The sequence below is a fragment of the Mycobacterium sp. ELW1 genome (genome assembly GCF_008329905.1).
In the GTDB taxonomy this organism is placed as follows: domain Bacteria; phylum Actinomycetota; class Actinomycetes; order Mycobacteriales; family Mycobacteriaceae; genus Mycobacterium.
Map to the genome: position 1 here is coordinate 4,452,364 of NZ_CP032155.1, position 11,602 is coordinate 4,463,965.

The window sequence follows — 11,602 nt, forward strand, 5'->3', positions numbered from 1 at the left end:
ATATTGTCTCGTGACAGACTGCGTTCGCGGCGGTGCGGCCCTCCTCGGCCTGGTGTTACTGGTCAGCGCCTGCGGAAACTCGGGATCGCAACCCGATCAGCTTCGCGAGTCCACCGCCAGTCCGTCGACGGCGGAGGCCAATCCGGCGCAGTCGGCCGACCCGGCCGAGCCGTCCGTGCCCGGCAAGGCCGATGCGTCGGGCTCGATGATTCCCCGGTACGACGAGGCCAACTCGCCCGAGGCCAAGACGGGCCGCGATATCCAAGAGCAGGCCGACCTCCTCAACCATCTCGCGAACAGCGTCAACAACACACTCACACTGCCGCACGACATCCAGTTGGTCGGTAAGCAGTGCGATACGGCCAACGCGTGGTGGGATCCAGCCGACAACTCGGTGACGCTCTGCTACGAAGAAGCGACGGAGGGTCTGGAGATCTACACCAAAGCCGGTGATGCCGATCCGAGGGCGTCCACCGTCAATGGCGAGATCGCCACCTTCTACCACGAACTCGGTCACATGGTGATCAGCCTGTACGACCTGCCCATCACCGGCCGCGAAGAGGATGTCGCCGACCAGCTTTCGGCCTACATACTGTTGACGCCGGGGCCGGACGGCAAGGTGGACCCGGCCAATGTGCAGGCCATCAAAGACTCGGCACGTGAATTCCAGGGCTACGCCGAAGCCGCCGGTGAACTCGATGACACCGACCTCGCCGGTGGCCATTCGCCGAACAAGGTCAGGGCCTTCAACATGGAATGCTGGCTCTACGGGTCGAACCCGGCCGCCAACGGGGACCTGGTCGGCGAGGGCCATCTTCCCCAGAGCCGGGCCGAGCTATGCGAGGACGAATGGGACAAGCTGAGCCACGCGTGGAGTCAGCTGCTGGGCCCGCACTTGAAGTAGCTGCGTCGGTCGTCCGCTAACCCAGCGCGGACTCGGTGTTGGTGAACGGTGCGAAGCTGCCGTCGAGCGCTTCGAGGTGACCGATGGTGCGGCCGGTGACGACGTTCGGGTCGACGAGGGCCAGTTCGACTGCCGCACGGGCGAACTCGTCGTCGGGTGACACGCTGGCGAAGTCGGTGCGGTAATAGGACAAGCCCGGCGTCGGAATCGGCCGAGACGGCGCCAGCGCGTTGACCGCGATGTTGTGCCGCTGCAGATCGTAGGCCGCACACCAGGTCAGGTGCTCCAGCGCGGCCTTGGATCCGCCGTAGCCGGGCAGCACCCCGCCGGTGAAGTTCTGGTACGGACCGTCCCCGGGCACCCGGGAGGCCACCGACGTGACGTTGATGATCGAGCCGACACCGGCGGCGAACATGTCGGGGCACACCAGCTGCATCAGCTCGTAAGAGGCGAATACACCGATCTCGAAATGTCTGCGGTAGGCACTGGGCGGGATCGTGACGAAGCCGGGCCATTCGGCGTTCGCTGCCGCCGGCGCGCTCTTGGGCTTCGCCACCTTCGGTGCGGCATCCGGCTTGGGCGGACGTCCCGGCGCGGTGAACGCGGCGTTGTTCACCAGAATCGTGATGGGCCCCAACGCCGCCCGGGCTTCGTCGACCAGCCGGGGAAGGTCGTCGCGCTCGAGGAGGTCGGCGGCGATCGCCACAGCCTGTCCACCGGCGGCTTCGATGGCCGCGACGGTGTCGCCGATGGTGCCCGGTAGCCGGTCGTCCCACTGCTGTTGGGTTCGGGCCACCACCGCCACCGCGGCACCCTCGGCGGCCAGCGCCAGGGCGGTCGCGCGGCCAAGTCCACGGCTCGCGCCGGTGACGATGGCGGTTCGGCCGGCAAGTCGTCCAGTCATCGCACTCCTCGACTCATAGCGCGACCCCGTGGACGAGGATCGCCGCGGTCTGGTCGACCCAGTTCGCGTCGAGAACGTCGTCGGGGCGCAGAAGCAACCGCATCATCGTCGCACCACCGATCAGTTCGATGAGACGTTCGGGGTCGACGTCGGCGTGGACTTCGCGGCAGTGCACCGCTTCCACCAGGCGATCCCGCACCGCGGCGAACACTTCGGTGAACCGGGACATCACGCGGGCGTTCAGCGCCGCGTCGGCGCTCATGTCCGCGATCAGCCCGGGCAGCGCGGCGCGCACCACCGGGCTGGTGAACACGTCGCGGGTGGCCGAGAGCATCGCGCGGATGTCGGCCGAAATATCGCCGGCCGGTGTCGTCAACGCCGTCGGCGCGGTGGGGAACGCCGCCTCATGGACCAGCTCGGCCTTACTCGACCAGCGCCGGTACAAGGCCGTCTTCGTCGTGCCCGCCCGTTCGGCGACGGCCGCCAAAGTCAGATTCGGATAACCGATTTCGACAAGGAGCTCCGCGGTGGCACGCAGTATGGCAGCGTCGATACGCGGATCACGGGGCCTCCCCGGGACCACAGTCTTGTCAAGCGAAGACGCTTCTGCTTTCATAACGCTACCCACCGTATCGTAATAGGGTTGGAGAGGACAAAGGTGACCAACCAACCGTCTGTAGAAACCGACCTCGATCGGTTGCAACGTTCCGGTCGTGACGTCAGCACCGTTCCCGCTCTGCTGTCGGAATGGCTGTCGACCGTCATGCCCGGTGGTGTCACACCCGACGTGACCGTCGAAAGCGGCATCGACTCCAACGGCATGTCCTCGGAGACGATCATCCTGACCGGCCGCTGGCAAGAGGACGGCAGACAGGTCGAACAGAAGTGGGTGGCCCGGGTGGCACCCACGTCCGAAGACGTCCCGGTCTTCATCACCTACCGGATGGACCATCAGTTCGACGTCATCCGGCTGGTCGACGAACTGACCGACGTGCCGGTGCCCAAGGTGCGCTGGATCGACCCGACCGGCACCGTGCTCGGCGCCCCGTTCTTCCTGATGGACCACGTCGACGGCGTCGTCCCACCCGACGTGATGCCGTATACGTTCGGCGACAACTGGTTCGCCGACGCCCCGGCCGAGCAGCAGCGTGCGCTGCAGGACGCGACAGTCGAGGTTCTGGCCAAGCTGCACTCGATTCCCAACGCCGCCGACACATTTGGCTTCCTTGCCGAGGCCGTGCCCGAGGGTGACACCCCGCTGCGTCGCCAATTGAACTGGCTCAAGGGCTGGTACGAGTTCGCCGTACCCGACATCGGCCGCTCGCCGCTGGTCGAGACCGCTCTGACGTGGCTGGAAGACAACTTCCCCGCCGATGTCGCGGCGGGCGAAACAGTGCTGGCATGGGGCGACTCGCGGGTCGGCAACGTCCTCTACGAGGACTTCCGGCCGATCGCGGTGCTGGACTGGGAGATGGCGACGCTGGGTCCGCGCGAGCTCGACGTGGCGTGGATCATCTTCGCGCACATGGTGTTCCAGGAACTCGCGGGCCTCGCCGGGATGCCCGGACTGCCGGACGTGATGCGCGAGGCGGACGTTCGCGCCACCTACGAGAAGCTGACCGGCGTCGAACTCGGCGACCTGCGTTGGTTCTACGTGTACTCCGGGGTGATCTGGTGCTGCGTGTTCATGCGCACCGGTGCGCGGCGCGTGCACTTCGGCGAGATCGAAAAGCCAGAGGACGTCGAGTCGACGTTCTACCACGCCGGACTGCTGCGCCGGCTCATCGAGGAGGCATAGTCGCCAATGCTCGGACCGCTCGACGAATACCCCGTCCACCAGGCACCGCTGCCGATCGCCTGGCCGAACTCCTCGGACCGGAACTTCTACGACCGCAGCTATTTCAACGCCCACGACCGCACCGGGGACATCTTCTTGATCACCGGCATCGGCTACTACCCCAACCTCGGGGTGAAGGATGCCTATGTGCTGGTTGCTCGCCGCGGAGGCGGCAGATACGGCGGAAGCGGTGATACGCAGACGGCGGTCCATGTGTCTGACGCGATCGACCAGGACCGGCTCAACCAGCACTGCAACGGCTACCGCGTCGAGGTGATCGATCCGCTGCAGAAGGTGCGGATCGTCATGGACGAGACCGAGGGTATGGCGGTCGACCTCACCTGGGAGGGGTTGTTCCCGGTCGTTCAGGAGCAGCCGCACATCATGCGTCAGGGCAACCGGGTGACGCTGGATGCGCAGCGGTTCGCCCAATTGGGTTCCTGGGCAGGGCATATCGTCATCGACGGCCAGGAGATCGCCGTCGACCCGTCGGTATGGATCGGCAGCCGCGACCGGTCGTGGGGTATCCGCCCGATCGGCGAGGCCGAGCCCGCCGGTCGCCCGGCCGACCCGCCGTTCGAGGGCATGTGGTGGCTGTATGTTCCGATGGCCTTCGAGGACTACGCGATCGTCATCATCATCCAGGAGGCGCCCGACGGCTTCCGCTCGCTGAACGACTGCACGCGGATCTGGCGCGACGGCCGGGTCGAGCAGCTGGGCTGGCCGCGGGTCAAGATCCACTACCGCTCCGGCACACGCATCCCGACCGGCGCGACCATCGAGGCCACCGACGCCAACGGTGCGACGCTCCGGTTCGATGTCGAGTCCAAGCTGCCGGCACCGATCCACGTCGGCGGCGGCTACGGCGGCGACTCGGATTGGATCCACGGCGTGTGGAAGGGCGAGAAGTTCGCCGAGCGGCTCACCTACGACATGAACGATCCGGCCATCATCGGACGCTCCGCATTCGGCGTGATCGATCACGTCGGGCGTGCGGTGTGCCACGACGGCACGTCGTCGGCCGAGGGCTGGGGCCTGTTCGAGCACGGCGCGCTGGGCCGCCACGACCCGTCGGGCTTCGCCGACTGGCTGACGGTGGCACCGTAACCACCCTTCCCGCCCAAACCGACGTTTCGCAGGGAAAGTACGAGTAATGCCCTGCAAAATGTCGATCTCGATCGCTAGGTGAGAACAGTGAAAGTTCTGACGGCTCTCTTCGGGCCGACCGATGCGGTCGATCGTGCCCGGGCTCTGCGGGATGCCGGTGCCAGCGGGGTCTTCACATTCGAGGGCCCGCACGACGTGTTCGCGCCGCTGACGCTGGCCGCCGGCGTCGGTGGGCTCGACCTGATGACCAACGTGGCAATCGCGTTCCCGCGCAACCCGATCCAGTTGGCCCACCAGGCGTACGACCATCAACTGCTTGCGCAGGGGCGATTCATCCTCGGACTGGGCACCCAGGTGCGGGCCCAGATCGAGAAGCACTACGGCGCGGCGTTCGACAAGCCGGTCGCGCGGATGCACGAGCTGGTCCGCGCGCTGCGGGCGATTTTCGCCACCTGGGAGACCGGCGAGCGACTGGATTTCCGCGGCGAGTACTACCGGCACACCCTGATGACGCCGATGTTCAATCCTGGTCCGAATCCCTTTGGCCCGCCGCCGATTTACGTCGGTGCGCTCGGTCCTCGGCTGACCCGGGCCACCGCGGAGGTGGCGGACGGACTGCTGGTGATGCCGTTCGGCTCGGCGAAGTTCCTGCGGGAGTCGACGATGCCTGCGGTGCGCGACGGGCTGGCCGCGGCCGGACGGACCGAGTCGTCGTTCGCGGTCGTGCCCGAGATCATCCTGTCCGCGGGTGAGGATCACGACGCGACGCGGCGGCTGCTGGCGTTCTACGGGTCCACCCCGGCGTACCGCCCGGTGCTCGACATCCACGGCTGGGGCGACCTGCAGCCCGAACTGAATTCGATGTCCAAACAAGGCAAATGGCAGGAGATGGCCGGCCTCATCAGTGACGAGGTGCTGCACACCATCGCGGCGTGCGGCACGCCGAAGCAGATCGCCGCGCACATCCGGGACCGGGTGGACGGCGTCGGTGACACCGTCTGCCTCTACCAGCCAGGGCCGATCGCCACCGACACGCTGGCCGAGATCGTCGACGAGCTGGCCCGCTAGCCGCCGAAGTCGACGTTCTGCACGCCACCACTCGCCCTTTCACGGCCAAACGTTGGTTTGGGCGAATGGGACAGGCAACACTGGTGGGGTGGTGGGTTACGACGTAGTGGTGATCGGCGCGGGCTTCGCAGGCCTGGCAGCCGCGCGTGAACTTGTCAAGCACGGGCACGAGGTGCTGGTGCTGGAGGGCCGGGACCGGGTCGGCGGACGCTCGAGCACCGCATCACTGGCCGGTGTTCCCGTCGACCTCGGCGGGACCTTCGTCGGCCCCACCCAGGACGCGGTGATCGGGCTGGCCGAGGAACTCGGCTGCCCCACCGAACCGACCTACAACCAGGGCGCCAACCTCATCCGGTGGCGCGGCAAGGTGCGGTCCTACCGTGGCACCATCCCCCGGCTGGGGCTACTTCAGCTGGTCGACATCGCCCGGATCCAATGGCAGGTCGAACGGCTGGGCCGCAACGTCGACATCAGCACACCGTGGACGTCACCCAGCGCCAAGAAGCTCGACGGCACAACGCTGGGCGGCTGGTTGCACTCCGTCGGCGCCAGCGCGTCGTCACGGGACCTGCTCGCCGTGATGTCGCGGGTGACCTGGGGTGCCGAGCCCGACCAGGTGTCGATGCTGCATGCGGTGCGCTACGTCAAGGCGGCCGGGGGTTTGGACCGCATGCTCGACGTGGTCGGGGGCGCCCAGCAGGACCACTTCCCCGGCGGCACCCAGCAGATCGCCGAGGCGATGGCCGCCGAACTGGGTGATCGCGTCCGGCTCAATGCGATAGCCACGCGAATCGAATGGTCCGATGACGCGGTCGCGGTCACGTCGTCGGCAGGCGTCGTCGAGGCGCGACGTGTCATCGTGGCGATCCCGCCGGCGCACCGGCTGAACATCGACGTCGCCCCGCCACCGCCGATCGGCTACCAGCAGCTGGCCCAGAGCTGGCCGCAGGGGGCACTGAGCAAGGCGTATGCCGCGTATCCACGGCCGTTCTGGCGCGACAAGGACCTGTCCGGGCAGGCGCTGTCCGACGAGGGGCCGGTGTTCATCACCTTCGACGTCAGCCCCGGTGACGACGGCCCGGGAATTCTGCTCGGGTTCGCCGACTCCCGCGGATTCGACGCGCTCGGCCCCGAAGAGCGCCGCAAGCAGGCACTCGCCTGCTTCTCGGCGTTGTTCGGCCCGGACGCCGAGAACCCCATCGATTACCTGGACCACTGTTGGGGCGCAGAGACTTTCGCACCTGGTGGCCCGACCGCGGCGGTTCCACCCGGCGCCTGGACGGAATTCGGCCACCTGCTGCGGGTACCGGTCGGACCGCTGCATTGGGCCGGCACCGAGACCGCCGACGAGTGGACGGGCTTCCTGGACGGCGCGGTGCGGTCCGGCCGCCGGGCGGCAGCCGAAGTCGTTGCGGCGCTTAGGAGCTGATGCGCTGGGCGGTGACCGCTGAGATCAGCGTCCGCAGATGCCCGTTGACGACATCGGGATGCTCCAGGATCGCGCAGTGTCCGCCCGGTGTCTCGACCAGGTCGACCAGATTGGGAACGGCGTCGGCGATCTTGCGGGACTGGCACATCGGCAACAGCCGGTCCTCGGTGCTGCCGATGACCAGCGTGGGCACCGTCAAACCGGTGAGGTCGATGTGCCGGGCGTTCATCTCATCGACGAGCACCCGCGCCCACGCGCCGCGGCCACCGGCCGGGGTCTCGGCGAACAGGTCGTGAATCAGCTTGCCGATCGCGGGATCGGCGCCCGCACCGACGGCCATCATCGTGACGAACCAGCGGCTGCCGGGCTGGGCACCCCAGACCAGCGGCGCCCCGCCGAATGTCCTGATCATGTGGCGTGCGGCGAGGGATCGGCCGGCGGCCAGCAGCGCAGGCACCCGCAGCAGGTTGATCTCTTTCAATAGATCGCCGGTCGTGGTGTTGATCAGCGCGACGGCGTCGGCTCGCTGGGCAACGCGATGCCGGTAGCGGTCGGCCCAGGAGCTGATCGCGATGCCGCCCATCGAATGCCCCGCGATCACCGCTCGTTCGCCCGGACGCAGGGTCGCCGTCAGCACCGAATCGAGGTCCCCGGCAAGGTGGCCGAGGCTGTAGCCGGACCGGCGCGGGACCCCGCTGCGGCCGTGTCCACGGTGGTCATAGGCGATCACCCGGAAGTCGCGGGACAGATCGTTGATCTGCCGATGCCAGACCCGGAGGGCGCAGGTGATGCCGTGCGCCAGGACGATCGGATAGCCATCGTCAGGGCCGAAGACCTCGGTGTGCAGGCGGGTGCCGTCGGAGGCCTTCACCTCAACGGTCCGGCTGGGCGGCAGGTCGATGCCGTTCTTGACGACCGTACGGGACGCGGACATGGCCCACTCCTAGCTCGGGACGGCCCCACTGCCGTTCCGGGATCCCTAGAGTAACCACCGCACCCGCAGTTCAACCGCGACACCGCGCCGGTCGTTATCGCACCGTGCCTCTCTAGGATGACCGGGTGACCGAGCACGCGTTCACGGCCGCCGAACGCCGCGCCGTCTATCGCGTCATTCACGAGCGCCGGGACATGCGCAGGTTCAGCCCAGGAGCTTCGGTGCCCGAGGAGGTGCTGGCCCGGTTGCTGGCGGCCGCGCACGCCGCCCCCAGCGTCGGGCTGATGCAGCCCTGGCGGTTCCTGCGCATCACCGACACGGGGTTGCGGCACAAGATCCATGCTCTGGTCGACGAAGAGCGCAGGCACACCGCCGCCGCCCTCGGCGCCCGGGCAGAAGAGTTCCTGGCACTCAAGGTCGAGGGCATCCTGGACTGCGCGGAATTGCTGGTGGTCGCGCTCGGCGACGGCCGCGAGAGCCATGTCTTCGGGCGCCGCACGATGCCGCACATGGATCTGGCTTCGGTGTCGTGCGCTATCCAGAACCTGTGGTTGGCGGCGCGAGCCGAGGGACTCGGGATGGGCTGGGTGTCCATCTTCGATCCGCAGCGCCTCGGTGAACTACTGGGGATTCCCGCCGGAGGTGAGCCGGTGGCCGTACTGTGCCTCGGCCCGGTGCCCGACTTTCCCGATCGGCCGGCGCTCGAACTCGACGAGTGGACGTTCGGGCGTCCACTCGCCGAGTTCGTCAGCGAAAACCGTTGGGGCTAGCCACGTTCGATTAGCCGACGGAGGCGCAACCCACGTATGGGATGCATCCGGTGGCGCCGCCGGGCCCGGCCGAGCCGCTGGGACCGTTCGGGATGCCTCCGCTGGCGCCGCCGCGGTCCGCGGTGCCGCCGGGGCCGTAGGGAATCGAGCCGCTGGCGCCATCGGGACCGGCCGTACCGACCGGACCGTTCGGAATCGCACCGGACGCGCCACCCGGGCCTGCCACACCGCCCGGGCCACCGGGAATGACGCCGGACGCGCCGTCGGGACCTGCGGTGGCGACCGGGCACGGGCTGCCGTCAGGGTTGACGCAGCCCGGCGCGGGATCGGCGGCAGCCAACGGAGCGACCGCGATCGCGGCAGCTGCCGCACCGGAGAACAGAACTGATGCCAGAGAGAGTGATTTCAGTGCCATGCGGGTGGCTTACCCGAATTGACGGCAAAAAATTCGGCGGTGTGGCCGACACCGCATCAGAACAGAGCGGAGACGAGATCGCGCCGCGCACAGTAAAATGCGGGGGTGGACCAGCCCAATCCGGACACTGATATGGCAGCGCGCGATGAAGTGCTGGTGCGTGGGTTGATCGATTGGGTTCCCTTGCAGCGCCTGCACTACCACACGGTCAGGGCGCACCCGGGTGAGCCGATCAAGACGACACAGCAGCGGGTCATGACGTTAATCCACGATCTAGTCCAGGACGATCTCGCGGAAATCGGAGACCTCAACGGTCCCGATGACCGGTTCGCGAAGTGGTCGACGTCCTTGAACGAATCACTCGATCGCGTCCGCCAGATCTACATCGACCGATTCGACGAGGACACCATCTGGCCGTGGTATGCATGGTTGAACCTGACCCCGAAGGGCGCTGCTGTTGCGGAAGAGATCGAGCCAAACTTCGCGAGTGAGTAGGGCAAGAACCGCGATCACAAACTGGTTGTAGCGGCTACGAATGCGTTCATCGACTGGTGGTCGAACTCGTCGATCGCCGCCTCGAACCGCGGGCGCGCCTTCGCCTCGACGAACCAACACCGCTCCACGAGTCGACCTTCGCCCGGTGTGGCGGAAGGAACGGCGAAGTGGTTCTGCTTCGTCCTGATCAATAATCCGCCGGCTGTCATATAGCCCGAGCACCGCACCGCCGAGGCCCCTGTCCGCTGGTCCGACATCACTACGCTTGATTGGATTTCGAAAGTTCCCTGTGTTGCCAGAGCCTTGTCTGCCCGGCGCTGCAATAGGGACGTCGGGATCGTCCCGCTGAAGCCGTACACAGTGACCGTCTCACAGGCGTCCCATCCGCCGTCCTGTTGGGGACCGCACACGGAAATGCGCCACGGACGTTGCGTGTTGAATCCCGAGTATCTTCCCAAGAGCCAGCCGACAGGTTGGCCAATCTCCTTTGCCCACTGCGGAATTTCAGAGTTGTCAGTGATGTAGCGAAGCCCATCAACGCCATCTGCTTCATCGGCGGCGGTGGGCGAGGCGCTGAGCGGCTTCCCCGGTTGATCGCGATAGTTCTCCGTCACGGGCTGAAGACCCATCCACCGACGGTCTCGATACCAGCGACGATTCCGGCCCCGATCGCCACCACTCCGCCGACAAATACATCCACCGGGGATGGGGTTGGAAGCTCCGGTGAGCCAAGGTCCGGCGCGGAAGGCTCAGGCGAAGCCACGGGTGCGGGGGCCGGAGCAGGCACAGGTGCTGGCGCAGGAGCGGGCGCCGGTTCGGGAATTGGTGGTCTTCGGTTCGGAGGATCACCTACGTGTACATCCCACATTTTTGATCCGTCTGGGTTCCAGATCTCGACAGTAGGTCCACCCGACTTGCTGTCCGGCCGGAAGCCGATCTTTGTGCCGTCAGGCAGTACTTGCCATTCACCCTTATAGGTGCCAGACGGCAGTTGCTTGCCATTTTTGGTCAGCTCTGCGTAGAGCGCTTCAACTGCGGCGGCGTTCGGCAGCACCTTTACGCCGCGATTTTTGCCGGGTGGTAATGGGTCGACCCGTTTGTGGACATCTCCAGCATCTTTCACGGACAGCGCATCGGTTGGCGGGGACTCCTTTGGGTCCCGCGGGCCGAACCCAAGCACCTTCGTATCAGAGCGATCAAAGGAAGTCTGAGCGACCGATGCCGCCGTCTCTGTCAAACGTGCAGCGACTCGCTGATCGACGGCGGAAAGTTCCATCGCCTTGGTCCGGATGCTCGCGGCTAACGTCTGTGCCTGAGCCTGCAACGAGGCGGCGTTGGTTGCCGTAACACGCCCGCGGTATGTTACCGAAAGGTCTTCTGCAACATCGAATCCCGCACTCCGTGCCTGAGAGATTGCCGCGATTGCTCGTTGCTTGGCGGCGCTCAATTCTTGAGCACCTGCACGGGCAGCCGCAGCGGCACTGTGCAATTCGTCAGCTGATCCGATGACCTTCAAGCGATCGCCATAGGTGCGTGACTGCGCGGCGACGGCCGCGGCCCCATCCCACTGGGAGCCTGCGGGAGAACCAGTCTCGTTTGCCACCTCGGTGAAGGCGTCCTCCCAAGTGGCGGCGGTAATCGTCCAGTGCCCTGCTGCGGCACTGAGGTATTCGGTGCTCCAACCCTCGACCGCTGACAACGTCGGTATCGGCGTCGAGACTGCCGGCATGAGCTAACTT

The 11,602-nt window shown here is 66.6% G+C and carries 13 protein-coding genes; 7 read left to right on the forward strand and 6 right to left on the reverse strand.

The features are described 5' to 3' along the window. The first annotated feature begins 10 nt into the window (after window positions 1-10). Complete coding sequence (locus D3H54_RS21165) at window positions 11-904, forward strand: DUF4344 domain-containing metallopeptidase (RefSeq protein ID WP_286198958.1); 894 nt, start codon at window positions 11-13, stop codon at window positions 902-904. Between the two features lie 16 nt (window positions 905-920). Here the strand turns inward: D3H54_RS21165 and D3H54_RS21170 are convergent, their stop codons facing one another. Both D3H54_RS21170 and D3H54_RS21175 read right to left on the reverse strand, forming a co-directional pair. After that, on the reverse strand, window positions 921-1,808 hold the full coding sequence (locus tag D3H54_RS21170) for an SDR family NAD(P)-dependent oxidoreductase (protein WP_149380882.1): 888 nt from the start codon (window positions 1,806-1,808) through the stop codon (window positions 921-923). 13 nt (window positions 1,809-1,821) lie between these two features. Next, window positions 1,822-2,424 (reverse strand): TetR/AcrR family transcriptional regulator C-terminal ligand-binding domain-containing protein, encoded by a 603-nt coding sequence (locus D3H54_RS21175; protein WP_149380885.1) that lies wholly within the window; start codon window positions 2,422-2,424, stop codon window positions 1,822-1,824. Between the two features lie 42 nt (window positions 2,425-2,466). Here D3H54_RS21175 and D3H54_RS21180 point away from each other — a divergent pair, with 42 nt between their 5' ends. The 4 genes from D3H54_RS21180 (at window position 2,467) to D3H54_RS21195 (ending at window position 7,249) form a co-directional block, all read left to right on the forward strand. Further along, on the forward strand, window positions 2,467-3,606 hold the full coding sequence (locus D3H54_RS21180; protein ID WP_149380887.1) for a phosphotransferase family protein: 1,140 nt from the start codon (window positions 2,467-2,469) through the stop codon (window positions 3,604-3,606). A gap of 6 nt (window positions 3,607-3,612) precedes the next feature. Next, window positions 3,613-4,752, forward strand: a complete 1,140-nt coding sequence (locus tag D3H54_RS21185; protein ID WP_149380889.1) for an Rv3169 family protein — start codon at window positions 3,613-3,615, stop codon at window positions 4,750-4,752. Between the two features lie 87 nt (window positions 4,753-4,839). Continuing rightward, window positions 4,840-5,820: a TIGR03617 family F420-dependent LLM class oxidoreductase gene (locus D3H54_RS21190; RefSeq protein ID WP_149380891.1), complete on the forward strand. Its 981-nt coding sequence runs from the start codon at window positions 4,840-4,842 to the stop codon at window positions 5,818-5,820. A 91-nt stretch (window positions 5,821-5,911) separates the two neighbouring features. Then, window positions 5,912-7,249: a flavin monoamine oxidase family protein gene (locus tag D3H54_RS21195; RefSeq protein ID WP_432246372.1), complete on the forward strand. Its 1,338-nt coding sequence runs from the start codon at window positions 5,912-5,914 to the stop codon at window positions 7,247-7,249. Here D3H54_RS21195 and D3H54_RS21200 read toward each other — a convergent pair. Further along, a complete protein-coding gene (locus D3H54_RS21200; protein ID WP_149380896.1) occupies window positions 7,239-8,183 on the reverse strand; it encodes an alpha/beta fold hydrolase in 945 nt (314 codons plus the stop codon). The two genes, D3H54_RS21195 and D3H54_RS21200, sit on opposite strands and share 11 nt — an antisense overlap. Window positions 8,184-8,308: 125 nt before the next feature. Here D3H54_RS21200 and bluB point away from each other — a divergent pair, with 125 nt between their 5' ends. Beyond that, window positions 8,309-8,953: a 5,6-dimethylbenzimidazole synthase gene (bluB, locus tag D3H54_RS21205; RefSeq protein WP_149380898.1), complete on the forward strand. Its 645-nt coding sequence runs from the start codon at window positions 8,309-8,311 to the stop codon at window positions 8,951-8,953. 10 nt (window positions 8,954-8,963) lie between these two features. On the opposite strand, the gene D3H54_RS21210 is transcribed toward bluB, so the two are convergent. Next, on the reverse strand, window positions 8,964-9,368 hold the full coding sequence (locus tag D3H54_RS21210) for a hypothetical protein (RefSeq protein ID WP_115316582.1): 405 nt from the start codon (window positions 9,366-9,368) through the stop codon (window positions 8,964-8,966). A gap of 105 nt (window positions 9,369-9,473) precedes the next feature. Between D3H54_RS21210 and D3H54_RS21215 the strand changes: the two genes are divergently transcribed. Continuing rightward, window positions 9,474-9,863 carry a hypothetical protein gene (locus D3H54_RS21215; RefSeq protein ID WP_149380900.1) on the forward strand — a complete coding sequence of 130 codons (390 nt, stop codon included), beginning with the start codon at window positions 9,474-9,476 and terminating at the stop codon, window positions 9,861-9,863. A gap of 14 nt (window positions 9,864-9,877) precedes the next feature. Here D3H54_RS21215 and D3H54_RS21220 read toward each other — a convergent pair whose 3' ends face one another. Together D3H54_RS21220 and D3H54_RS21225 are read right to left on the reverse strand one after the other, a co-directional pair. Then, window positions 9,878-10,492 carry a hypothetical protein gene (locus D3H54_RS21220; RefSeq protein ID WP_149380902.1) on the reverse strand — a complete coding sequence of 205 codons (615 nt, stop codon included), beginning with the start codon at window positions 10,490-10,492 and terminating at the stop codon, window positions 9,878-9,880. Further along, entirely contained in the window at window positions 10,474-11,592 is a 1,119-nt protein-coding gene (locus D3H54_RS21225) for a hypothetical protein (protein ID WP_149380904.1), read from the reverse strand. Before D3H54_RS21225 ends, D3H54_RS21220 begins: the two co-directional genes overlap by 19 nt. Between the last annotated feature and the right edge of the window lie 10 nt (window positions 11,593-11,602).